The following is a 24564-nucleotide window of genomic DNA, read 5'->3' as shown; positions in this document are numbered from 1 at the left end:
TATGTTTTCAATTGATGATGATAAAAAGTGGGGCCAGTTTATAAAGCTCATGGTTGGTGGGTTTGTTGTATTTGGTGCAATATTTATTATTGGGAATGTTTGGATGGATGATCAATATCCCAACATAAAAACCACTGATGAAATTGAAGGTAAGGTTACAAGTATTAAACCGTATCAATCTGCTTCGCTGGTTGAATTAAACAGTGATGGCAATACATTTGCAATATTGGGTGCTAGGAATTATAAGTATGATCCGTATGATTTGAATTACTTTTTGAAGGAAGGTGATTACCTTCAGAAAAATATGAATAGTGATACACTTATGATCAAAAGAGATGGTAAAGAGTATGTTTTCGTCATAGGTGGTTATTTGAATAAGGAGCTTAGGAAGGATTAAGGGCATCGCTGGAATTGTCTCCACTGGCGCGCTTTTGCAAAGCGTGCTGATTTTCCAAAGTATTTGTAATACAATGAAGTAGCATCTATCTTTAATTCATGTCCGAAAAATATAAAGCTAACCTTACCGGAGAACTATATTTCATAACCATCACGGTAGTGGATTGGGTGGATTTATTGACCAGGCCAGCATATAAAGAGGTTATTGTAGAATCACTTAAACATTGCCAATTGAACAAGGGGCTAAAGGTTCATGCCTATGCAATCATGAGTAATCATTGGCATGCTATTGTGAGTTTGGAAGTTGCTAAGTTGGAAGAGATCATTAGAGACATAAAGAAGTTCACTAGTAAGCGGCTCATTGAAATGATTGGGCAGATCAATGAAAGCCGACGAGAGTGGATGTTGAAGAAATTTGCATTTGCCGCTAGGCGTGTGAGAAAGGGAGTGAATTATAAGGTTTGGCAAGATGGATATCATCCCATTCATCTTTCATCCAATGATATGATTGACCAACGTTTGAATTATATACATCAAAACCCAGTGGAAGAAGGATATGTATGTGAGCCAGAGCACTATGTATATAGCAGTGCTAAAGATTATGCAGGGTTACCAGGTTTGATCGCATTACAAATGCTCACTTAGATTTGTCACGCTTTGCAAAAGCGCGCCAGATGAGTTGGATATACTCAATTTAAACCTGTACCTTATGAAAAATAAAAAACGCTTATTCACGATGTACTTTGTATTGCTGGTCTTTGCTCTTATGCTGGGACTAGGTTTTTCATATTTTGATGGTACTACTACAATTAAAGAACAGTTTACACCTAAGACAATAGTTTATCTATTAATATCCCCTTTGATAGTAGCTTGGTTATTTGAGCGAATGCTCTCCTCTTTTGATGAAAAGTAAGAAATGAAACCCCACTGGCGCGCTTTTGCAAAGCGTGCTATAGCCCTGCCATTAAATCATAATCCTAATCGAACCAATAGGTAGAAAATATGCTGTACGAGACCAGTCATCAATCCATAGTCTAACATTGACAGTTGTAAATTGGATTATTTATGATTGAGCGGACGTTCTATCCATTTTGGGGGGCTTAGCGGACGTACGACCAACTGAGGGTCGCTACAAATGAGCCCGAGAGAGTTTGAAAATCAATACCACCTTTTATGATTTTTGTAGGCTATGAAAAGTATAAATACATCATTTTTGTAGTGATACTAGAAGTCCGTGAAAAACATTCATTACATCCTGTGCTTGCTTTTACTGTGTGTGGTTTTTACCTCTCACGGTCAAACCTTCGATATCAAACTATTCGAAAACACGCGCGGCAATACCATTGGCGAAGTAGAAAAGAACAAAGCCGAACTCGATCAAATCACCAAAGAAAACAAAGCCTTTGTGAAAGAGCAGCGAAAAAAGTACAAGGCCATGAGGGATAGCTTGGATGCGTTGAAAAATACCGAGTGGCCCAAGGACAGTACGAGCAGGGTTAGAAGATTGCAAAAGCAACATTACCTATTCACCAATGAGTGGTATAGCGAGGAAGAAATAGCCAAATGGGACTCTGTCGAACAGCAATCCAAAAAGGAGTTGCTGGAGTATTCGAAGGATCGACTGGAGGGTAATTACTATTACGACAAGTACACAGGCCTCAATGACAAAATCATAGGCTATCGTAGCGAGCTAAAAGACTACCAAGACAGTCTCAAAAACTATGAAGACGACAAAGAGAAACGGGAGTACCTGATCATACTAAAAAAACAAGAACTGTCCGAGAAGTATGGAAAGGAACTAGAGGAGCGAGCAGTCAAAGAAGCCACGGCAAGAGGTCAGGTAGCCCTGCCTACCAACAATCCAGAGCTAGAGAAAGTACTGCAATACAAAGACTTGGCAGATGAAACACTGAATGTGAACCAGTCAAAGACAAAAGGAGTAAACTACTTTGAAGGCAAGGAAGAGGTATTGGCCAACGCCATGAGTCAAAGTGCTGAACTAAAAGAAAAGTACTCCAAAGTGGTTGATTCCAATGACTTGTCTACGGCCACTAAGCGCAATTCACTCGCGGGTACACGTTTTTGGGGGCGGTTGGTTTTTGGAGGTACTTTTCAGATTCATATCGATCAGCAGACCTCCATTGACCTCAATCCGGAATTGGCCTATCGGATCAATAAAAAATGGGATGTGGGTATCGGAGGCAACTATAGATTAAACGGAGAAATAGATGACCTGCTGGGCCAGGCGCAGGAAACGCAAGTTTATGGTTATCGTGTCTTTACAGAGTATTTTCTTTTCAAGGGTTTTCATGCCCACCTAGAGTTTGAATCTCTGGCAGCTAAACCAATGGTAGCTTCGGACAACGGAAGAGTAGCTTGGAACCAAAGTTTGCTGGCAGGTTTAGAACGAAGGTTTAATCTGGGAGAAAATACCCAGGCCCAAATCTCTCTTTTGTACAATTTCATGCACAAAGACAATCCACTCTACAACAGCCCTTGGAATGTGCGGTTTGGCTTTAGTTTTAAGAAGAGGAAGGAGAAAGGGTAATTGTCATAACCGAAAATTATATAACAAGGCTGCCTAGTTCTGTTCATCAGAAATCCACCTTTAGCTTTTGAGCAAGATACTAATTGGATAACCTTGATATTCAGACATAATGGCTTATCGATTCTTCATGTGTTCAATGAAATTGTAGCCCTCTCCATAAATGTAGTCTTCCATTATGCTTTAAGATGACTAATTGTGAAAATTACAGAAGTGCAATTTTGTAATGGAGGAATGAAGTCAGGCTGATCTCAGTTTGCGAAAAATTGAACTGAAATGAGAGAGAATGGAATGACTAAATTGTCTGCAGTATCAATAATGGATCAGTCTGTAAAGTTGGGGGATTGCTAATTCATGTTCAATTTAAACATTACCCTTTTTAACTTATAAAGAAGAACGTCAACTTAAATATTAGTCCCTTCGGCGTGGTGACGAAAAATTGGTGGCGATGTGGGCAATGGCCTTGCGCCTTTAAATTTTTCTTGATTTTTGCATCCTTTTTTTATCAAGAAAAAGGATGAGCCTTCGTGGCTTGAATGATGGTAATCAATATTAGTTAAATGGAGTACATATTCATATATCCCCAGAAATACGGAGTGACCCTCAATAATGAGGTATTTTGAAATCTAAGAAGCGTATAAACGAAAAAAGCCCAGCATTTATGCTGGGCTTTTTGAAGTCGGGATACCAGGATTCGAACCTGGGACCTCCTGGTCCCAAACCAGGTGCGCTACCGGACTGCGCTACATCCCGAACTATGAATTGTCGCCGGTATTATCGACAATTTTTTGTGATCCATTCAGGACTCGAACCTGAAACCTACTGCTTAGAAGGCAGTTGCTCTATCCAGTTGAGCTAATGGACCAACAATTTTATTATAAAAGACTTTTTCTTCTATTTACTAGCGGAGAGAGGGGGATTCGAACCCCCGGTACGATTTCTCGTACGCATGTTTAGCAAACATGTGGTTTCAGCCACTCACCCACCTCTCCAGTGGATACCAAACTACAAGAAGTAGACCTAAATCTCACTTCTTCGGAACGTTTTTCCCCTCATTTTTCAGTGCTCCAGTGGTGCTCCTCAAAAACGAGATGCAAATATAGCATAACATATTTCAGAACTCCAACGGCAGTCTAAAAAAAGCCTGAGAAAATTGAATTATTTTTATTTTTCCTCTGATTTTCACCTGAAAAGAGTTCTTAGAGAATATCTATTACCTTTTCTATTGGTCTGCCGATGGCAGCTTTTCCGTTTTTTACCACCACAGGGCGTTCGATTAATATCGGGTGAGCGACCATCGCATCGATCCATGCTTCATCATTCAAATCTTTGCCTTTGTATTCCTCTTTGTAGATAGCTTCTCCTTTTCGGATCAGATCGAGTGGAGAGATACCGAGCATAGCGACGAGTTCGGTTAGTTCGGCTTTGGTTGGGGAGGACTTTAGATATTCAATGATTTCAATGTTCTCGTTTTTTTCTTCGAGCAAAGCCAACGCTTGGCGACTTTTGCTACATCTGGGATTGTGATAGATTTTGGTCATAACTATAGTCTTTTTAAATAAATGGCTAGAGCCTCGTCCAAGGCTGTGGAAATAGATCTCTTTAACTGCTCTAGTTCCTTTGCTTGATCCCTTTTCCGGTTGATAAAATTGTGAATTTTAAGAAATGACAAGCCTGACTGGAAGAACTGATAATAATGCAATACAAAATACCCTGACAGTGGCAGGGAGACCACATAGCAACTTGTTAGTATAAGATCTGATGGCACAAAGGAATAGAACAGGAGAGTGGACAAGAAGTAATAAATCGGAAAAACAACGATGCCCAGACTCATCCTTATGGGCGCATAGTATTCTGCTTCTTTGGTGAATTTTTTAGACAACCAATAGGGCGTGCGATAGGGTAGAAAATTTTGGAGTAATCCATATACATATACAGGAAACCCAGCTAAGAGGTATAAGCTTCCCAATGCTAGGATTATATGTTTTTTCAACCGGTTTCGAAGTGGTGCTGTATGGCTGGCCGTAGTCCGAAACTCATCCATGAGCTGGTGACAGCGGTCTATTTGTGCCTTGATCCCCTCGTATTTGTTGGGGAAGGTGACTTTGAAATATTGAATGGCATTGGCGATTTCCTTGGTTAGTTCAAATTCCTCCTGCTTGCCAGCGTTCAATTTTTTGATGAGCTCTTTTTTGTATATCCTCTTTACTTTGAAAAACAAGGCTTCTTGCTCTTTGTCTTCCGTTGTAATGGTGAGCGCTTCGAGCGATTTTTTAATGCTTTCTGTCAGAGCATACACTCCCGCGACTTCGTCTGCATGGTAAGCCTCTTCAAAATCTTTGACCGCAATCAGCTCGCCTGTATTTACGTAGATTTTGCTTCTGAATTTTGAAGGGTCGCTATAGTATAGGCCAACCGGCATGATGTGTACACCCAGTTCGAATTGGTTTCTTTTTTCTGCGCTTAGCGCAATGCGAGCACCGCCCGTTTTGATTTTTCGCAGTTTGAGTTCATGATAGCTAGTTCCCTCGGGAAACATCATAAGTGAACCGTTGTTTTCTAAGAATTTATAGCAATCTCTAAACGTTTTTTCGTTGTCTATTTTTTCTCCTGGGGCTACGTCTTTGTCTCGGTAGACTGGGATAACCTTAAAAAAAGCAAATATGGCGTTGATGATGGGGTGGATAAATATGGACGCATTGCCTAAAAAGCCCACCTGCTGTTTGAAAAGTGTGGCTATTATAAGCGGGTCCATGAAGGTATTCGGGTGATTGCCCATGATGATCAACGGCCCTGTGGAGGGCAAGTCTACGGCCTTGTGTATAGATACCTTACGGTAAAAAATACGAAGGGCTATTTGGACCAATATTTTGAGAAACCTGTAAATCAATCCGTGCCTTTATTAAGTGTTGCTCTAGAGAGGATGATTAAACCAATAACGAAAAACACACCCATAAACAGCATTGAGTTGCGCATGGTGCCGGTGAGTTGTAGAATAAACCCGAATCCAATCGTACCCAATACGATGGCAAATTTTTCGGTTACATCATAGAAACTAAAATATGAAGCGGTGTCTTTGGTGGCTGCTGGGATCAGCTTAGAGTATGTAGACCTAGAAATAGATTGAATACCACCCATAACCAATCCGAGTAGTCCCGCTAGTCCATAAAAGACGGTTTTGTCAGCGATGAAATAGGCCATGACACAGATCCCAAACCAAATGATAATCGCTAGAGAGATGGATGCTTTGTTGCCTTTTTTGCTAGAAATGGACGCAAACAAATAAGCGCCTCCTACAGCTACTAATTGGATGATTAATATCACGATAATCATTTCGTTAGATTCCATACCGATCTCTTCTGCTGCGAATAATGGCGCGAGCAGCATCACTGTTTGTACTCCCATACTATAAAAGAAGAACGAGTAGAGAAATCGGATAGAGTTTACATTCTTTTTGAGATTGCTAAATACTTTTTTTAGTTCGTTGAAACCAGAGCGCAGGACTTCTCCTGTGATTTTGCCGTGTGTACGGTTGTCTTCTAGTGCAGCAAAGGCGATGTGTGCAAACCCAAACCACCAAATCCCGACTAGTAGAAAGACAAATCGAGTGGCACTACCTGCACCATCGAACCCAAAAGTTTCAGGTATAGAAACCAGCACCAAACTCACAATCAGCAGGAGTACGCTGCCGATATAGCCCATCGAAAAGCCTCTGGCGCTTACGCTGTCCATGCGGTCTTCGGTTACGATTTCGGGTAAGAAAGCGTTGTAAAACACGACAGAGGAGGCATAGCCTAAGCTGGCTGTGATAGCGAGCAATATGCCATATTCGATATTGCTTCCTTCAAAAAAATACAAGCCAATACAGGCCAGCGAGCCCATGTAGGTGAAAAATCGCATGAAAGCTTTCTTGGATCCTCTGTAGTCAGCTACGCCAGAGAGGATAGGGTACAAAATGACCGCAATCAAAAATGAAAAAGAAATGGCATAGGAATACAACACAGAGCTGTTGATCGAGTATCCGAAAAAGGACACGATGTCTCCGTCAAATGCAGCTTTAGTAGCGCTGTTGTAATAGATAGGGAAGATAGCCGTGGTCACAATTAGGTTGTAAACAGAGTTGGCCCAGTCGTACGAACACCAGGCATTGATGGTCTTTTTGTCGTTTAGAATCATGGTTTTGAAGTTAAGAAAAAATCAGGCGTTTTTGGCCATCATTTCTTCAATAGTCCGGTTAAATCTTTTGTGGAATTGTTTTTTGAAATTCGTCACATTTTTCATCCCTATGGCATGAGCAGCTTCGGTTGCATTTTTAAGATTTTTGGTACGAATAAGGTTTTCTATATAATGCCACCTTACTTCTTTGATGAGCTCGTGAGGAGTCCATCCTGTTAGTTTTTTGATCAGGCGATACACCTTGCGCTCGCTAGCTGCCATGGCGTCTGCCAAGTCGAGGACTGTAAGGTTGGGGTTGTCGATTTGGTCGATGATCAAATTTCTTACTTTTTCGAGTAGTTCTTTTTCAATGTCATCTACCAGTGGTTTGTCATTGATGAGCATGGTGTTGCTGCTTTCTTTGCTCCAGTGCTCTTTTTGCGAAAGCAAGTTTCTCATTCGGAGAAGAATATCTTCCTGGCTGAAAGGGCTTTTGAAGGATGTTGTTGATGCCTCGAGTGAGTACTTGTAGCTGGTCATCTGCGGTGTTTCGAGCGGAGACGACTAGTACAGGGATGGTTTTCCAAGCCTCGTTTCCTTGTATTTTTTCTAATAGTTCGAACCCGTCCATCCAAGGCATCATGAGGTCGGTGATGACTAAATCGATGGATTGCTTTTCTAGTATTTTCAAAGCCATGATACCATTTTCGGCTTCGGTAACCTCGTAATCTTGAGTAATCAATTTGGCTATAAAGGCACGTACTTCTGGATGATCGTCTACAAGGAGTACGTGTGGTTTGTTTTCATTTGGAGTGCTGCTGGCCACCTGACTGGTCAGGTCGGTATAGTAGGTTTTTTCCCACAGTTCACTCCATAGTTTGTTTTTGGTTTGTATATAATCAGAGGTTGCTGGGATTTGGGAGGACTGGGTCGCTAGTGTGCTAAACGGCATGGACAGGGTGAAGTCAGAGCCTTTGCCTACTGTGGATTTTACAGATATTTCCCCCTGGTGCACCTCAATAAGTTCTTTCGCCAAGGATAGACCAATGCCTAGCCCTTCATATACATGAAATTTGTTTTTCGGTGACTGGTAATAGCGGTCAAAGAGATAGGGTAGACTACTTTCTGGTATGCCTTCGCCTGTGTCTATGATGTGTATTTTCAACAATTCGGCCTCAGTTTCTGCTTTTACGCATACTGTATCTCCTTTTTGTGTGTGCTTGAGTGCATTTGTAATGAGATTGAATATGATTTTTTCAAATTGATTCGGATCTATAGAAATGGCTACATTGTCGGGTAGCGAAGACTCATAAGATAGTTTGATTGATTTAAATTCTGCCGAAGATTTGAACATAGACACCAGAGAAGCTATGTACGCATTCACGGGTACGTCTTTTAGCTTGAGGTTGATTTTACCCTCCTCTAATTTGGTTAGCTCGTTGATTTCGTCTGTTAGGTATAGGAGTCGTTGGGCGTTTTTATTGGCCACCTCTAGGCTTTCTTTGGAGTCTTTAGTCAGGTAGGTTTCATTGTCCTTTTTGATCTGTTCGTAGTTGCCGAGGATCATGCTTAGCGGACTGCGCAGGTCGTGCGAGATATTGGCAAAGAATCGGGATTTGGCAAAATCTAATTCTTCTAGTTTTTTGGCTTGCGCTGAAATTTGCAGGTTGAGTCGTCGTCGCTCTACGGCACGCTTATAGATGATGATGGCAATGACGAGGAGCAATACAGAGGCTGTTGAGGCCAGGATGATAATGGTCTGCTGGCGGTCTACGATTTCTCGTAGAAACAGAGTCTCTACTTCTTTTTTTTCTGCCTCATACTGAGATTTTAGACTTTCAATGGTTCGTGTGTTTTGCTCGTTGAAAATAGAGTCTTCGTCTTGTTGATTGAGCTTGAAGTAGTGCAGCGCCTTTTCGTAATTGCCTCGGTCTTCTGCAATGTCTGATAGATTTTCGTGAATTTTTCTGATGTCGTTTTTTAGATTGTTCGCTTGGGCTACTTTGAGGCTTTCTTGTGAGTAATATTCAGCAGAGTCTAGTTGCCCAAGTTGGCGATAGATCACCCCAATGTTGTACAGGCTGAAGGCTAATGCGCCCTTGTTTTTGACTTTATGTATAGCATTTATAGACTCATGAAAATACCCCAAGGCACTTTGCAGATCACCCTGACGCTTGGTGAGTTCTGCAAGGTCTACGGCGATGGTTGCCAGTCCATCGTTGTCTTCGAGTGCTCTGCGGATGTCTCTGGTTTTTAGATAATTGAATTCTGCTTTTTCGTATTCATCCATTCGAGAATAGGTGCGGCCCAGGTTGAGGTAAATGTAGGCTAGCATATTCTGATTGTTGAGCTGATTGGCAGGAGAAAGAGCCTTTTCAAAATATTCTAGTGCTCCTTCGTAGTTGGTCTGGTAGATATAGATATTACCGATGTTAATATTAGAATAACCGATTTGCTCTAGGTTTTTAGCCTCTTCTGCTGCTTTGAGTGCTTCTACAAAATACTTAAAGGCATTAGTGTAATCACTCTTGTTGCGATAAGCGATGCCTTGAAAGTTCAAACTTTTGATGACGCCACTTTCGTAGTTCACTTTTTGGGATAGGGCATAGGCTTGTTGGCCAAAATAGAGGGCAGAGTCGGAGTTTACATTGCGATATTGCCAGCTGAGTTGGGCGAGAATTTCAGCTCGCTCAATACCTGTAGAAATACCTAGCGAATCTTTGAGGCTGTCTATGCTTTTTTGGGATTGCTCAGTGCTAGCCATAAGGGTACTTGCCCAAAGACAAAGCATACTTATCCAACATATGACTACTTGAGACTTTTTCATTTCAACCTTACTTTTCTCTCTATTGCAGCCTCGAATTTAAAGTATTTTGAATTAAAATAATCGCAAGGAAGAACGACTTGATTAATCGTAATTTTATTATTCTGAAAAAGTCATTAACATTGGCGCTCAATTTCAAAAAACGTCAATCGCTATGAGCTCAAGTACTAAGTCTACTTTAAAACTAATTGCCATCGTTATCGTGCTCCTCATGGTAGCCATGCAACTCAACTTTATCATTATTCCATTTCTGGCGGCCTATAAGTTTTGGTTGATGGTCGTTGCAGCAGTTTTGTTGTTATTGGCGAGTTGAGGCCATCGTTCGTGTGATCATCCACTCCTGTTGATCTGGTTGGGAATTATTGAGTTTAATTAAATTGTAGTGAATTGCAACTTTTTTGAGTTGGGATTCATCTTTCAATAAACCAAAACTCAAAAGACCCATCACATGTTCAAAAATTATCTCAAGGTTGCACTCCGTAACCTACTCAAAAACAAAGTTTTTGTATCCATCAATATTATAGGGCTAGGTCTAGCGCTGGCTTGTTGTATAGTGGCTTATCTCAATTCTAAATTCAATTGGAATTTTGATAAGAATCATGTTCAGATCGATCATATATATAAGCTTCACAATCTTACCGAAAACAACGGAGATGTGCGGGAGTATGGTCGAGTACCTATGCCACTGGCAGATGCTATTAAAAATGACTTAGTAGGTGCGGATCGGACCTTTAGGTTCGAAGCTCATACTTTTACTGTACGAGATGTGCAGCAAGACAAGGTGTTCAATACGAGTGTTTGCTATGCAGACCCAGGCTTTTTGGAGTCTTTCACTTTTCCACTAATCAGAGGTGATTTGTCCGCCTATCATGGGCTGGAAAGCGCCATCGTGACGCAAGAGTATGCAAGAAAATTTTATGGCGAAGAAGATCCTATAGGCAAGGTATTGACGGTGTTCGACGATACGGGCATGAGTTTCAATTTTACTATAGCTGGTGTGGTGGAGAAGGCGCCTCAAAATTCCTCTGTACAGTTCGAGTTTTTGATAGGATTCGAAAACCGATTCCGAATGTATGATGATGGGGTGAAGGGCAATTGGGGCTCGTTTGCACAAGCTACTTTTGTGTATTTCAATGACCCTACAAAAGCTGAGGCATTTGAACCACTACTTTCTAAATATATAGAAGTGCAAAATGAGGCACGGCCAGATTTTATCATTTCGAAGTATCTGCTCATACCGATGAATATACATGCACATATTTCTAATGAAATTCGTTGGGACAATCTCCGTGATGCCATGCCTGCAGCCGCTACGCTTACGCCACAGATTATGGCATTGCTGATCTTGCTGGTGGCGTGTTTCAATTTTACCAATACGGCAATAGCCACATCCAATCGGCGGTTGAAAGAGATCGGCGTGCGCAAAGTGTTGGGAGGTAGTAGGAGACAACTCATCATGCAGTTTATGGCCGAAAATCTTACTGTGTGCTTTCTTGCAATTTTGATGTCGATAGGCATTGCCTATTTTTTGGTGCCGGCCTATAGCGCTATGTGGCAAGGAATGGATTTGCAGATGAGCTTCATGGATGACATTCAATTGTATCTGTTTTTGATCGTCTTGCTGGTGTTTACTACGCTGCTGGCAGGATTCTACCCTTCTTTGTATGTGAGTAAATACGAACCAGTGAGTATTCTGAGAGGGAGTCTGAGTATCGGAGGATCGGGTAAGCTGACCAAAGTTTTGCTGGCCAGTCAGTACACTTTTACGGTCATTGCCATGTTTGCCAGTGTAGCCTTTGTACAGAATGCTCGCTATCAAGATACGCTCGACCTAGGTTTCAATAGGGATCAGATCATAGTGGTCAGTGTATTGAATGACAATGAATACCAGAAGACACTCACCTCCATGCTGTCCAATCCAGACATTACGCAAGTGGCTAGTGCCAAAAACCACATAGGACGTGGCAATTATAATGCAATACTCAAAAATCAAGACAAGGAAGTAGAATCCGATATGATAGATGTGGGTATTGACTACTTGCAAACGATGGGGCTTGAAATGGTAGCAGGAAGGGCTTTTTCAAAAGAACTCGAAGCCTCTGATAGTGAAGGTTCGATAGTGATTAATCAAAAATTGGCAGAAGCCTTTGATTGGACAGACCCTATTGGCAAACGAATAGCGGTGAACGATACCACCACGCTGACTGTAGTGGGGGTGGTCAAAAATTTCTATATGTATGGCTTTTGGGCACCCATAGTGCCCGTAGGTATTACGCTCAAAAGTTTGCGTTTCGAAGATGATGGTACCAATAGTTTTGTGGTGGCCAAAACAGATGTATCAAAGACAAAGCAGGTCTACGATGACCTGGAGGCGGAATGGAATAGCAAAATTCCAACGAAGGTGTTCAATGGTTTTTTTCAGAACGACCTATTGCGAGAGGCCAAGGAGGTCAATGATAACATTACCACCATTTTTGGATTTTTAGGTTTGGTGGCCTTTGTGCTGTCTTCTTTAGGGTTGTTCACCTTGGTGTCTATCAACTTGATTAGGAGAGTCAAAGAAATAGGAGTTCGGAAAGTGCTGGGTAGCAGCCTAGGACAGATCGTATATCTGATCAATAAGGACTATTTTATCCTATTATTGGTATCGTCTGGCTTGGGAGTCACGCTCGGGTATTACCTGATCGACACCATGATTGCCTCTATTTTTACACACTACAAAGCCATGGATGTAGTTACTTTCTCGGCGCCAGTCGTTACGTTGGTTTTGGTGTCGCTTACGATCGCCAGTTTGAGGACATTGAAGTTTGCTCATGTCAATCCAGTACAGGCCTTGCGATACGAGTAAATAGGGGAGGCTTTATAGGAGGTTTCTACTATGGCGCTTACGCGTAATGCGTCCACATACGAATGATTTTGATCGTCTGCTCCTCTTGATGTACTTCGTACTCTAGGCGGTGTTCGATATTGATTCGGCGTGAGTAGGCACCTGCCTGATCTCCGTGCAGTTTTTCAAATGGCGGATAGTGCTGAAAAGGATTTTCCGAAATCAGAGCGATCAGCTCTTCTACTTTTTCGCCCAATCCCGACGAGGATATTTTCTTGTGATCCTTGTGTGCTTGATGGGTGTATATGAGTTTGTACTTGGTCGCCATGCGAGGAGTTCAGATCGATGAAATTTGCCGTGCAACTTAGTCAGATCCGTATAAAAAAAACAAACCCGTCAGGTTATTAAAACCTGACGGGTTTGAATAAAAGTGCTTTTGAGAAGGGATATTATCCCAAAGCGATCTGCTTCATGGCAGTCATAGCACCTCTTAGCTCACCACCTACATACTCGATGTCGTGCTCTCTCAATATTTCGTTGATTTTGATCAAAGTCACATTGTCTACGCCATTGTCGATGCCTTCATTGTAATCTTTGCCGATGATGTCGGTGGTTACTTTGCTCATGAAGTCTGCCAAAAGTGGCTTACAAGCATGATCGAATAGATAACATCCGTACTCCGCTGTGTCAGAGATGACTCTGTTCATTTCAAACAATTTCTTTCTAGCGATCGTGTTAGCGATTAATGGTGTTTCGTGAAGTGACTCGTAGTATGCAGAGGCACCTTGGATACCTGCTTCAGTCATAGTTTCGTAAGCCAACTCAACACCAGCTCTTACCATAGCTACCATCAACAAGCCTTTGTCATAATACTCTTGCTCAGTGATGTCGACATCTGCAGGAGCAGTTTTTTCGAAAGCAGTCTCACCAGTCGCCGCTCTCCATCCGAGTAGGTTTTTATCGTCGTTAGCCCAATCTTCCATCATAGTAGAAGAGAACTCTCCAGACATGATGTCGTCCTGATGCTTTTGAAACAATGGTCTCATGATGTCTTTCAATTCTTCAGACACTTCGAAACATTTAACCTTTGCCGGGTTAGATAGTCTGTCTAGCATACCAGACACACCACCGTGTTTCAATGACTCAGTGATTACTTCCCATCCGTACTGGATGAATTTAGCAGCCCATCCAGCATCTACGCCTTCAGCTACCATTTTGTCGAAGCAAAGGATAGATCCAGTTTGCAACAATCCACAAAGGATCGTTTGCTCACCCATCAAATCTGATTTTACTTCAGCCACGAAAGACGATTTCAAACAACCCGCTCTGTGTCCGCCAGTAGCAGCTGCATAAGCTTTCGCTTCTGCCCATCCTTTGCCCTGAGGGTCATTTTCTGGGTGAACGGCGATTAATGTAGGTACGCCAAATCCTCTCAAATATTCTTGTCTTACTTCTGATCCTGGAGACTTAGGAGCGACCATGATTACGGTCAAGTCTTCTCTGATCTGCATGCCTTCTTCTACGATATTGAATCCGTGAGAGTAAGAAAGTGTTGCTCCTTTTTTCATCAAAGGCATGAAAGTAGAAACGGCATTGGTGTGCTGCTTGTCTGGTGTCAAGTTGATCACCAAATCCGCAGTAGGGATTAATTCTTCGTAAGTACCTACAGTGAAGCCAGCTTCAGTAGTGTTTACGAAAGAAGGTCTCTTCTCATCGATAGCTACTTGTCTCAAGGCATAAGAGATATCCAATCCAGAATCTCTCATGTTCAAACCTTGGTTCAAACCTTGTGCGCCAGCACCTACGATTACGATTTTTTTGCCTTTCAAGGCCTCAACGCCGTCTGCAAACTCAGACCCGTCCATAAATTCCGCTTCGCTCAACTGATTCAGTTGCTCTCTTAGCGGTAGTGTGTTGAAATAATTAGCCATATCTTTTTTTGTTTTTTATTGCTTTCCCTAATCATTCCGAAACTTGTGGAGGGATTTACTTAGCGATGTGCAGAAAGATTTTCGAGCTGCATTTCGATAACAATTTCTTTTTAGTCCTCCTCCTACGAAATGACATGTGAGATTTTCACATGTCTCACTTTTACAAAGATGTGATGGCTTTCGCCAATTTTTGTGGTGGAAAAGGGAATAGTTTAGGTACTTTTCAACGATTCTCTCTGTAGTCGAGTGGCGTGATACCTTCTGATTTCTTAAAAAACTTAGTGAAATACGATTGATCTTTAAAACTGAGATGATCAGCTATTTGTGTAATTGATAGCTCAGAATACTTCAAAAGTCGTTTGATTTCAATAATTTGTTTCTCTCTGATCAGCTCTTTAGAGGTTTTAGAAGTTCTTTCTTTGACTAAGTGTGTCAAATGGTTTTCGCTCACGTTTAGCGATTCGGCGTAGTCCTTGATGCTTAGGTTTTGATGGTATTTTTCCTCGATCATTTCGCGAAAGCGCTTGACTAATACATGCCCTTTTTGCTTCACGCCTTCCAGATGCTCGGGCGGATAGAGTCGCTCACAGCTGCATAGGATCAGTTCGAGCAAGGCATGAGAGAGTTCCTGTGTGCCTTTATCAGTGTTTGTCATCTCTTCACAGCCTTTCTTGAATAGCGATTCTAGAAAGACTTGATCAGAAGTGTTTTTGATGAGTAATGGCGGGTTGTCCTGCTTTACATTAAAAAAGAAGGGGTATTCAAGCAGTTTGTTTTGGTTGCTCTTGTCGAGCAAATAAAATTCTCCAGTAAACAGAAAGATATACCCAGTGACGTCTTCTGATAATTCTAATTTATGGGCTTGTCCTGGGCTCAGAAAGAAAATACAAGGCGGTTGAATTTCGTAGCGGTTGTTGTCGATGATATGCACACCAGATCCCCGAGTCAGAAAAAGCACCTCAAAAAAATCGTGGCAGTGCGGGTACTCTACCTCAAAATGGCGATTGGCATCGAATACCTCTACCTGATATGGTTTTTCACCATCCGCCTTGAATTTTTCGATGCTATATACAGGTATACCTTTCATGTGGAGTAAAGATAGTCATCACACCTAAATCCTCTCCTCAAGGAGAGGACTTTTCTTGCTTCTTCGATGGAGAAGCGTCGTGTTTGAGATGCTTCAGAATCTTAAGTAGTTCGTTCACCACATCTTCATTTTTGAACCTGATGACCTTTATCCCTAGCTCTTCTAGTTCGTGTGTTCTTCCTTCGTCTATTTCTGCTTGTTCCTGTCCAGAGTGATAGCCGCCATCTACTTCAATAATGAGTTTAGATTCATGACAATAAAAATCGGCGATAAACTGAGAAATGGGATGTTGTCTCCTGAATTTGTGTCCTTCCAGCTTTCGATTCCGAAGTGCATCCCATAGTATCTTTTCTGCGGGTGTCTGTTTTTTTCGATTGGCCTTCGCAAACTCAAAAAGTCTGCTACTCGCTCCTTTATGTAGATCGTTCATTTTAAGTTGGTTAGTGTTCCCTTCTCCAATGAAGAAGGACTAGGGGTGAGGAATTTACCAATCAAAAATAAAAAAGGCAATTTGACTTTTGAGACGTACCAATGACAATATTAATTCAGACTATTGACGATTCCTTGAGACCCCTCATCCCCCGGAATCAACTCAAAACTGTTAGAAGGCGTAAGGCCTGGCTCTAGCCTGTGCGAGACGTAGATGATGGTGGTTTCACCTTCATGAGCAATGCGGTTGATAAGGGCACTCATGCGTCTGGCGCTTTCGTCATCCAGGTCTACAGAGGCTTCGTCTAGAATGAGTAAAGGTGGGTGTTTTACCATGGCTCGGGCGATCATGATCATGCGCTGGTGGCACATAGATAGGTTGATGAATGGTTGCTTGGCCAAGTGAGATAGACCGATGAAAGTGAGCCATTCATTAGCCAGTTTGACTTGGTGATCCCCAGCAATCTGATAGAGCCCTATAGAGTCGAAGAAACCAGACAGTACCATTTCTTGAGCCGTTTGCATTCTTTTAAATTGGAAGGTCATGTTGGTGGTGAAGTAGCCCACCTTTTGTTTGATTTCCCAAATCGTTTCGCCAGAGCCTTTTTGTTTGCCAAATAGTTTGATGTTTTGACCGTAGGCTTTTGGGTTGTCGCCAGTGATCATGGTGAGGAGTGTCGTTTTGCCACTGCCATTAGGGCCATACAAGTGCCAAAATTGTCCTTTTTCTACTTTCCAGTTGATGTCTCGTAAAATACTTTTGTCTAAGTAGGAGATGGTAACACTCTTGAATTCTACTAGTTCTTGTGGGACTTCTGGGCCGATTTTGCTGGCCTTTGGTATCGGGTGATTATTGTTGAATCTTAGATCTCCTGCTGACTCAGGCCCAGTAGTAGGGTCATATATACTTAATGTGTCGTTCTCATATAAATAGGTGTCGGACAAAAAAATCATGTGATCATCATCTCGCGAGTAGATGTTGATTAGGTGCAGTTCTTCACACTGAGATTTCAATAGATCAGAAAAATGCGTTCTGGCATTGGTGTCCAGGTTGTCCAGAAAATGATCCAGTATAAGTGTATCTGGTTTTTGCGCCAATACATATTGTAAATAGGCCTGCTTCCGCTCACCCGAAGACATCGAATGGAGCATTTGCCCGTTTTGTTTTAGAATGGCATCATTGTCATGGATCAATTCTTCATCGATAAAGCTCAGGATAGTCTTGGGCGAAATGATCCTAATCTTTTGCTGTGCTAGCCATTCAAAGTCAGCTGAATATTTTTTGTCCAACAGGGCAGTTAGAAGTGGTTTTCGGTCTGGGGCTTGTGCTAATTTGATATTCCAATGGTGCTGATTTGCCGACATAGTAGACGCTCTTATTGATGATAGAGTGCAAAGATGCAATTATGATTGAAAACAGAAAGCGTTGGTTTTAAATAAAAGGGCGTTGAAATAGGGGGGCTCTGTAGAACATTCTCCTCAATTGGGTCTGAAGTGATACACTTAGCTATTGTTCATTTAGGGTTTCCAGTGTTTTAGGGGAGGTTGTCCGCTTGGATCGGTTTTTTCATGATGAGGGGTAGTGTCACGCTTTGGTGTGATGTGATAACCTCAAAAAAGAATATCATGAAAGACATAAAAAACTTTTTAGTACCCGTAGATTTCTCAGAAGAGTCCACTACAGGACTCAAGGCGGCCAATCAACTGGCTACCAAATTTAAAGGTCAAGTGCATGTAGTACATTTTCTACCATATCATCCAGTCGTTACACCTATATATTCCGGGAGTGCGTCAACAGCTATGAGCAGTGCACTACAAGAGCAGCAAATGGAAGATGAGAAGACCACTGTTCTCAAAAAATTGAGACAGGAGATGGACAAGCACCTGTCTGAAGACCTGAAGGGACAGCTTTATATAGTAAACGATAGCTTGGCTAGTGGCATCAACGAACTGCTTAGAGATGTAGAGGTGGATTTGGTGGTGTCAGGTACGTCGGGAGAGTCTCATCTTCTTCAGCATTTCATGGGCAATAACACCGAAAAGTTGATCCGTGAATCAGGAATTCCTGTTTTGGCAATTTCTCAATATGCAGATATCCATTTTGATGATGTGATGATCGCTACCGATCTCAGCACAGAGTTGCCAGATCGATTGTATGACATCTGTCGTATGCTCGAAAATCATGGGGCTACCATTCATTTTGTGAATGTGAATACGACCGAACTGCTCAATGAGGCGGATATTTTGCCTAAAATGACGGCGCTGGTGAAACTACTCAAAATCCGAAATTATAGAATTCATGTCGTGCCCAACAAAGCCGAAATTGCTGGTATCATGCAGGTGGTCGAAGACATCAAGCCAGGATTGATTTTGATGAAGACCTATGAGAAGTCTAGCTTTTGGACCTTTTTTCAGAGCAGCCTTTCCGAAAAGGTGATCAAAGAAACGGACATCCCCGTGTTGGTAGAGAAAGTCTAACGCCAGCAGCAATAGGCTTGTGGAGAATCTTTCCCATTTTACACGATGGTGTTGAATTTTCTTCACGGTATTTAAGGCTCAACCGAGTTCTAATGGCTGCAAACGGGCTTTCGCTCAAGCGGAACGGTTTTGGCCGTTATATCATCAAATAAACGACCCGATAGGGAAACACGCCACTCGGGTATAATTATTCAAACCATATCATTATGAAAATCAATAAAATCAGAAATAAAAGTCATCAGCTCATCCTTGTATTGACCATGTTATCGGTTGGTCTAGGAGCCTGTTCTACCAAGTCAGAAAAAAGTGAAACAACTAAAACCGTAGAAAAAGTGAAAGACCAAGCCTCAGAAGCCAAGCAACAATTGAAAACTAAGTACAACAAGGCCATTGACGCAGTAGATGCAGAAATCACAACGCTAGAAGGTAAACTTGATGGAGCGACTGACGAGGTAAAAGAGCAAGTGAATACAACCCTCAGTGAGTTGAAAAAAGAGCGGCAAAAGTTGAGTGATGAAGTAGCGGACATTACGGAAGCTACTGAGGAGACTTGGAAAGATGTTAAAAAAGAATCAGAAGAAGTGCTCGTGACCTATCAGACCAAAATCGACAGTTTGACTGATCGCGCCAGCGAGCTATTTAATTAATCCCCCTTTTTGTAAATCGATGATCAGACGAGCAATTGTCTGGTCATCTTTTCTTACTTCTAAGACATTTTTTATAAAGAAAGCAATAAGCACATCATGGCAAAACCAAAAAATATTACACAGCAATTGATTGAATCACACCTTGTTACCGGGGATATGACGCCTGGTGCTGAAATCGGACTTCGCATTGATCATGTCTTGCAACAAGACGCTACAGGTACCTTGGTGATGCTAGAGTTGCAGGCGATCGGACTCACTAAAGTGAAGGCCGAAAAAGCCGTACAGTATGTAGATCACAACTTGCTTCAGACTGATTTCAAGAATGCAGATGACCATGTTTTTCTACAGGCTGCCGCCCAAAAGATGGGGTATCACTACAGCAGAGCGGGCAATGGGATCAGCCATGTTGTGCATATGGAGCAGTTTGGTGTGCCGGGAAAAAGCCTACTAGGTTCTGATAGTCATTCTTGCGCAGGGGGAGGTTTGGGTATGTTGGCGATTGGCACAGGAGGCCTAGATGTAGCCATGGCAGCAGCTGGCGAACCCTATTATGTGAAAATGCCAAAGGTGCTGGGGGTAGAGCTGACGGGTAAGTTGCCCGACTGGGTAAGTGCCAAAGATGTAGTGCTAGAGATGCTCCGTAGATACGATGTAAATGGAGCCAAAGGCTATGTGATTGAGTATTATGGTGAGGGGTTGAAAAATCTGAGTGCATGGGATCGCCATGTCATTGCCAATATGGGTACGGAGATGGGTGCTACTTCTTCTGTATTCCCATCTGATGAGCGAACCAAAGAATTTTTGAAACAACAAGGGAGAGAAGGAGACTGGGTGGAGCTTGTCGCAGACCCAGGCGCTGAGTATGAAATAACCGATCATATAGACCTGTCCAAGGTAGAGCCCATGATTGCATGTCCAAGCAGTCCAGGCAATGTAGTGCCAGTCAGAGAGGTGGCAGGTAGACCCGTTTCGCAAGTAGTGATAGGCTCTTCGGCCAACCCTGGCTATCGAGATTTTTGGATGGTATCACAAATGGTAAAAGAAAAACAAATACCGGCAGAGGTTTCTTTGGATGTAAACCCTTCGTCGCGACAAACGATCCAATCTTTGACTGCCAATGGTGCCATGGGTGATTTGATGAGTTCAGGTGCGCGGTTTCATCAGACAGGGTGCATGGGCTGTATAGGCATGGGACAAAGCCCCGCCACGGGCAAGATTAGCTTACGAACTATGCCAAGAAACTTCCCTGGCAGATCGGGGACAAAAGACGATCAAGTCTACCTATGTAGTCCTGAAACGGCGGCTGCTAGTGCCCTCATGGGCGAAATTACCGATCCACGTACCCTAGATTTTAGTTATCCAAAATTTAAAGAACCTGATCAAGTAAAATCGGGGCTTACAGTAGTATTTCCTCCAAAACCAGCGAGTGAAGATGTAGAAATCGAGTTGGGGCCTAATATTAAACCTATTCCTAAATTTCAACGATTGGAGCAGGAGTTTCAAGTGCCTGTTTTGTTGAAAATGGGAGACAATATTTCCACAGACGAGATATTGAAAGCTGGGGCAGAGGTGCTGCCGCTGAGGAGTAATATTCCAGCGATTAGTAAGTATGCTTATCAGGCATTGTCCAAGTCGTATTATAAACAAGCGAAGCTAAGTAAAGATGGTCATATCGTAATCGCAGGCGAAAATTACGCCCAAGGATCTTCTAGAGAGCATGCGGCCTTAGTCCCAAGATATTTGGGTCAGCGAGCGGTCATTGCCAAAAGTTATGCGAGAATAGGCTGGCAAAATCTAGTCAACTTTGGGATTATACCTTTTGAATTTGACAATCCGTCGGATTATGATGATCTCGATGAAAATGACGTGCTGCTATTCGAAGATTTGCGCGAAGCCATTACCAGCGATCAGCCCATTTTGGCTAAAAACATTACTACAAGTAGTGAAATTCTAGTAAAAACTAAACTGAGCGATAGACAAGTGCGTGTACTGCTGGCAGGTGGTGTGATCAACGACTTGAAAGATAAGTCATACCAGGCCACAACTAAAAAAACAAAACAAAAAGATATGGCTGTGGTTTAGAACTATAAGCCGAAAAATTTTAAAAAAAGAATAACAATGAAGAAGATCAATCCTGAGGTAAAACAGCTTATCAGCGAGCTAAAGCTGGCAGAAATCATGTATAGAAAAACCTCTCTGCGAGTAGTGGATCAACCAGTCAAAGATCAATTGGCCTCTTTGGCTGACCGCAAGGTGAATTTTATGATGGGCTTAATGAAACAATACGACGTGGATATAGAGACCCTCATGTGTGAGGTATCGGATATGATTAGACCAGAGTGGGAAAAGCTCGAAATAGAACTGGATCACCTGCTATTGCAAGGATGGGAAAAAGATATTTTGGACAACTGTATCCTTAGAGAAAAGAAGCTGATTGAGATTTACAAAGAGCTGTCACAAGATACTGGATATGATGATTTTATGACAGCCATGTTTGCTAGCCAGCTTAGCGAGACTTATGACTTTCTGAATGAATTGGAAGATACGAAAGAAGTATTCGTATCAATCTTTTCGCTTTAATACAGGTGATTCTGTCTAATGATTCACTTTTGATTGTATAACTAGATTCAACTAACTTGAGGAAAATTCTACCCACTTTTAAAATTGTAATACATGCTCACTAAAGCCCTGATTGTAGACGATGAGGACGATATTGGACTGATGGTATCTCGCATCCTGATCAAGGAAGGCGTGGAAGCTGAGTATGTCAATAGGATAGCAAAGGCAAGAGAAAAAGTGGTTTCAGAAGATTATCAAGTGTATTTGTTGGACCTTAATTTGCCAGACGGTACGGGCTTCGATCTGATTCCGCTGATTAGAGCAAAGACTTCTGAAGCTCGTATCATCATCATCAGTGCCCATGATGGGTCTTATGAGATGAGAAAAATGAAGGAAGAAAAAATAGATACATTCATAAAAAAACCATTCACTAAAAAACAGGTCATTGAAGCCATTCAAGGTCTGGAAGTGTAAAAAAATCAACCTGTATGAAAAGAATCCTGATCGTGGATGATGAGCCTGATATCTGCCTGCTGCTCAAAAAATACTTTGAAAAAAAGGGCTACGAAGCTGCCAGTCAGCCGACAGGAGAAGCGGCTATCAAGTGGCTCAAAGACAATACTACAGATTTGGTTATTTGTGATTTCAAATTGCCCGATTATACGGGGCTAGAGATTTTACAAAAAATAAAAATCATCAACTCATCCATTCAGGTCATCATTATCACGGGCTATTCGGATGTGCGGATTGCAGTAGATGCACTGAAAAAAGGTGCGTACGACTACGTGACCAAGCCACTATATCCAGATGAAATACTGGTCACTGTAGAGCAGGCGTTGTCCAAGCAAATCCAAAAGGCTGTACCAAAGGCGTTGGGCAAGCCCATACAAAAAAATGCACCCCAACCAGATACGAAAGCCTACATAGCAGGAGTAAGCCATCAAGCCCAAGCGGTAATCAAGCACATAGACCTGATCGCCACTACAGATATGTCTGTGGTGATAGAAGGGGAGACCGGCACGGGCAAAGAGTATGTGGCTCAGGCCATTCACAACAAAAGTCATCGAGGAAAAAAGCCATTTGTGGCGGTAGACTGTGGTGCATTGCCACAGGAGTTGGCAGCTAGTGAGTTGTTTGGTCACGTCAAAGGGGCTTTTACGGGAGCGGTACAGGATAAGAAAGGCTGCTTTGAACGAGCTGATGGCGGTACGTTATTTCTTGATGAGATCGGCAACTTGAGTTATGAAAATCAGCTCAATCTCCTACGCGTTTTGCAGGAGCGAGTGGTGCGTAAAGTAGGTGGAGCTAGTGAGATCGCTGTAGATGTACGCGTACTTGTAGCTACCAATGAAAACCTAAGAGAAAAAGTGAAGACAGGAGAGTTTCGGGAAGATATCTATTTTAGACTCAATGAATTCAAAATCGAACTGGCACCCTTGCATGAGCGACCAGGCGACATCTCAGTGTTTGCAGAACACTTTTTGGCACAAGCCAATGATCAGCTAAACAAATCAATTAAAGGGTTTGACGAAGAAGTATTGCAGATCTTCAGAACTTACAACTGGCCAGGCAATCTCCGTGAACTGAAAAATGTGATCAAGCGAGCTGTATTGCTGAGTACGTCGGAGGATGTAACTACAGACGGCCTGCCTCATGAAATTTGCTCGCCGATCCAAACTGATAGTGACCTGAGTATGGATTTTAACGGGGCGATTCCTACAAGTTTGAAGGCCGTAGCTGAAGAAGCTGAAAAACAAGCCATTTTGCTTGTACTGGAAAAGACGAATAACAACAAAAGCAAGACGGCCGATATGCTAGGGGTGGATAGAAAGACACTCTATAATAAGCTGCGTGCCTACGGCATAGATGCCTAGCACTCGTCGAGTAGTTTCTTTACATCCAGTGATTGGGTATGCTTGTAGCCAATTTCGAAAAGCTCGTCAGCCTTGTCTGTGTCTAGTAGGCCATAATTACCGATACCCATTGGTTCGATCAATATTCCACATTGGTCGAGTAGACTGGGGTCATGGTCATTCACGATCAGTTGAAAAGTGCGGCTGGCTACCTTGACTAAATTATCCAGGTCATCAGTTTCTTCCACGGGACTTACACTTACCGCAATGATTTTTTCACACAGCTGCTTGAGCGGTTTTACTGGTAGGTTGTCGTATAGACCGCCATCCACATACTTGTCTCCGTTCATTTCTACAGGGGCAAATATGAGTGGGATGCTTGCTGAAGCCAGCACTACTTCGCTGATCAATCCTTTGGCCATGTATTCTACACATCCTTTGTTGAGGTTGGATACGGTGGCTATAAATGGGATTTTGAGTGCTTCGATTTGGTCTGCTTTTATCGTTTCGGCTAATACTTCTTTCATGCCATCTAGTTTGAATAAACCGTCCGTAGGCCAGTGGAATTTAGAATATTCAAAAATATTTTTTGCTTTGAGCAATTCATGTACCTCTTTAGCACCCATACCAGAGGCAATAAACGCACCTGTAAGTGCTCCTGCACTGGTGCCTGCAATGATATTTACTTCTATGCCTTGCTCTTCTAGCGCCTTTAGTACTCCTAAGTGTACATACCCTCTGATGCCACCACCTCCAAGGGCAAGCCCTATTTTATGCTTTTTTGGATCAGAAATATCGAACCCGATCGTTTCAGCTATACTATGGATGTCCAT

Annotated in this window: 23 protein-coding genes and 3 tRNA genes; 12 read left to right on the top strand and 14 right to left on the bottom strand. The window is 42.3% G+C overall.

Annotation, left to right across the window (positions count from 1 at the left end; genetic code table 11):
* The first annotated feature begins 1 nt into the window (after window position 1).
* The 4 genes from N7E81_RS18950 to N7E81_RS18935 all read left to right on the top strand — a co-directional run bounded on the left by N7E81_RS18950 (window position 2) and on the right by N7E81_RS18935 (window position 2944).
* The gene (locus N7E81_RS18950; RefSeq protein WP_263051175.1) at window positions 2–397 is read left to right on the top strand and encodes a hypothetical protein; all 396 of its coding nucleotides are present in this window, start codon (window positions 2–4) and stop codon (window positions 395–397) included.
* A gap of 98 nt (window positions 398–495) precedes the next feature.
* Window positions 496–1041: an REP-associated tyrosine transposase gene (locus N7E81_RS18945; protein WP_263051174.1), complete on the top strand. Its 546-nt coding sequence runs from the start codon at window positions 496–498 to the stop codon at window positions 1039–1041.
* 64 nt (window positions 1042–1105) lie between these two features.
* Window positions 1106–1309, top strand: a complete 204-nt coding sequence (locus tag N7E81_RS18940; RefSeq protein ID WP_263051173.1) for a flagellar biosynthetic protein FliQ — start codon at window positions 1106–1108, stop codon at window positions 1307–1309.
* Window positions 1310–1630: 321 nt separating this feature from the next.
* Window positions 1631–2944, top strand: coding sequence for an outer membrane protein transport protein (locus tag N7E81_RS18935; protein ID WP_263051172.1), 1314 nt, complete (start codon window positions 1631–1633; stop codon window positions 2942–2944).
* A 676-nt stretch (window positions 2945–3620) separates the two neighbouring features.
* Here N7E81_RS18935 and N7E81_RS18930 read toward each other — a convergent pair.
* The 8 genes from N7E81_RS18930 to N7E81_RS18895 form a co-directional block, all read right to left on the bottom strand.
* Window positions 3621–3694, bottom strand: a tRNA-Pro gene (locus N7E81_RS18930).
* A 38-nt stretch (window positions 3695–3732) separates the two neighbouring features.
* Window positions 3733–3806: transfer RNA gene (locus tag N7E81_RS18925), tRNA-Arg, on the bottom strand.
* Window positions 3807–3846: 40 nt separating this feature from the next.
* Window positions 3847–3933: transfer RNA gene (locus tag N7E81_RS18920), tRNA-Ser, on the bottom strand.
* 207 nt (window positions 3934–4140) lie between these two features.
* Window positions 4141–4482 (bottom strand): arsenate reductase (glutaredoxin), encoded by a 342-nt coding sequence (arsC, locus tag N7E81_RS18915; protein ID WP_263051171.1) that lies wholly within the window; start codon window positions 4480–4482, stop codon window positions 4141–4143.
* A 2-nt stretch (window positions 4483–4484) separates the two neighbouring features.
* A complete protein-coding gene (locus N7E81_RS18910) occupies window positions 4485–5807 on the bottom strand; it encodes a 1-acyl-sn-glycerol-3-phosphate acyltransferase (protein WP_263051170.1) in 1323 nt (440 codons plus the stop codon).
* A 20-nt stretch (window positions 5808–5827) separates the two neighbouring features.
* The gene (locus N7E81_RS18905; protein WP_263051169.1) at window positions 5828–7117 is read right to left on the bottom strand and encodes an MFS transporter; all 1290 of its coding nucleotides are present in this window, start codon (window positions 7115–7117) and stop codon (window positions 5828–5830) included.
* Between the two features lie 21 nt (window positions 7118–7138).
* Window positions 7139–7555: a helix-turn-helix domain-containing protein gene (locus tag N7E81_RS18900; RefSeq protein WP_263051168.1), complete on the bottom strand. Its 417-nt coding sequence runs from the start codon at window positions 7553–7555 to the stop codon at window positions 7139–7141.
* Window positions 7488–9923, bottom strand: coding sequence for a tetratricopeptide repeat protein (locus N7E81_RS18895; protein ID WP_263051167.1), 2436 nt, complete (start codon window positions 9921–9923; stop codon window positions 7488–7490). The genes N7E81_RS18900 and N7E81_RS18895 overlap by 68 nt, the downstream gene beginning before the upstream one ends.
* A gap of 151 nt (window positions 9924–10074) precedes the next feature.
* On the opposite strand from N7E81_RS18895, the gene N7E81_RS18890 reads away from it, so the two are divergent.
* On the top strand, window positions 10075–10233 hold the full coding sequence (locus N7E81_RS18890; RefSeq protein WP_263051166.1) for a hypothetical protein: 159 nt from the start codon (window positions 10075–10077) through the stop codon (window positions 10231–10233).
* Window positions 10234–10368: 135 nt separating this feature from the next.
* On the top strand, window positions 10369–12768 hold the full coding sequence (locus N7E81_RS18885) for an ABC transporter permease (RefSeq protein WP_263051165.1): 2400 nt from the start codon (window positions 10369–10371) through the stop codon (window positions 12766–12768).
* A 37-nt stretch (window positions 12769–12805) separates the two neighbouring features.
* On the opposite strand, the gene N7E81_RS18880 is transcribed toward N7E81_RS18885, so the two are convergent.
* The 5 genes from N7E81_RS18880 to N7E81_RS18860 all read right to left on the bottom strand — a co-directional run bounded on the left by N7E81_RS18880 (window position 12806) and on the right by N7E81_RS18860 (window position 17559).
* On the bottom strand, window positions 12806–13075 hold the full coding sequence (locus N7E81_RS18880) for a Txe/YoeB family addiction module toxin (RefSeq protein WP_263051164.1): 270 nt from the start codon (window positions 13073–13075) through the stop codon (window positions 12806–12808).
* A 121-nt stretch (window positions 13076–13196) separates the two neighbouring features.
* Window positions 13197–14678: a ketol-acid reductoisomerase gene (gene ilvC, locus N7E81_RS18875; protein ID WP_263051163.1), complete on the bottom strand. Its 1482-nt coding sequence runs from the start codon at window positions 14676–14678 to the stop codon at window positions 13197–13199.
* Window positions 14679–14901: 223 nt separating this feature from the next.
* Window positions 14902–15765 carry an AraC family transcriptional regulator gene (locus tag N7E81_RS18870; RefSeq protein WP_263051162.1) on the bottom strand — a complete coding sequence of 288 codons (864 nt, stop codon included), beginning with the start codon at window positions 15763–15765 and terminating at the stop codon, window positions 14902–14904.
* 37 nt (window positions 15766–15802) lie between these two features.
* Complete coding sequence (locus N7E81_RS18865) at window positions 15803–16195, bottom strand: endonuclease domain-containing protein (RefSeq protein WP_263051161.1); 393 nt, start codon at window positions 16193–16195, stop codon at window positions 15803–15805.
* Window positions 16196–16305: 110 nt separating this feature from the next.
* The gene (locus N7E81_RS18860; RefSeq protein ID WP_263051160.1) at window positions 16306–17559 is read right to left on the bottom strand and encodes an ATP-binding cassette domain-containing protein; all 1254 of its coding nucleotides are present in this window, start codon (window positions 17557–17559) and stop codon (window positions 16306–16308) included.
* A 261-nt stretch (window positions 17560–17820) separates the two neighbouring features.
* On the opposite strand from N7E81_RS18860, the gene N7E81_RS18855 reads away from it, so the two are divergent.
* The 6 genes from N7E81_RS18855 to N7E81_RS18830 all read left to right on the top strand — a co-directional run bounded on the left by N7E81_RS18855 (window position 17821) and on the right by N7E81_RS18830 (window position 23752).
* Window positions 17821–18672, top strand: coding sequence for a universal stress protein (locus N7E81_RS18855; RefSeq protein ID WP_263051159.1), 852 nt, complete (start codon window positions 17821–17823; stop codon window positions 18670–18672).
* A 206-nt stretch (window positions 18673–18878) separates the two neighbouring features.
* Window positions 18879–19319 carry a sll1863 family stress response protein gene (locus tag N7E81_RS18850; RefSeq protein ID WP_263051158.1) on the top strand — a complete coding sequence of 147 codons (441 nt, stop codon included), beginning with the start codon at window positions 18879–18881 and terminating at the stop codon, window positions 19317–19319.
* 96 nt (window positions 19320–19415) lie between these two features.
* Window positions 19416–21401: an aconitate hydratase gene (locus tag N7E81_RS18845; RefSeq protein ID WP_263051157.1), complete on the top strand. Its 1986-nt coding sequence runs from the start codon at window positions 19416–19418 to the stop codon at window positions 21399–21401.
* Between the two features lie 36 nt (window positions 21402–21437).
* A complete protein-coding gene (locus N7E81_RS18840; RefSeq protein WP_263051156.1) occupies window positions 21438–21899 on the top strand; it encodes a hypothetical protein in 462 nt (153 codons plus the stop codon).
* A 93-nt stretch (window positions 21900–21992) separates the two neighbouring features.
* Window positions 21993–22352 (top strand): response regulator transcription factor, encoded by a 360-nt coding sequence (locus tag N7E81_RS18835; protein ID WP_263051155.1) that lies wholly within the window; start codon window positions 21993–21995, stop codon window positions 22350–22352.
* A 14-nt stretch (window positions 22353–22366) separates the two neighbouring features.
* A complete protein-coding gene (locus tag N7E81_RS18830; protein WP_263051154.1) occupies window positions 22367–23752 on the top strand; it encodes a sigma-54-dependent transcriptional regulator in 1386 nt (461 codons plus the stop codon).
* Here the strand turns inward: N7E81_RS18830 and N7E81_RS18825 are convergent.
* Window positions 23749–24564: a patatin-like phospholipase family protein gene (locus N7E81_RS18825; RefSeq protein ID WP_263051153.1), complete on the bottom strand. Its 816-nt coding sequence runs from the start codon at window positions 24562–24564 to the stop codon at window positions 23749–23751. The genes N7E81_RS18830 and N7E81_RS18825 overlap by 4 nt on opposite strands.

The sequence above is a fragment of the Reichenbachiella carrageenanivorans genome (assembly GCF_025639805.1).
In the GTDB taxonomy this organism is placed as follows: domain Bacteria; phylum Bacteroidota; class Bacteroidia; order Cytophagales; family Cyclobacteriaceae; genus Reichenbachiella; species Reichenbachiella carrageenanivorans.
The sequence above is the reverse complement of the archived record's forward strand: the minus strand, read 5'-3'. Positions and strand labels throughout refer to the sequence as shown.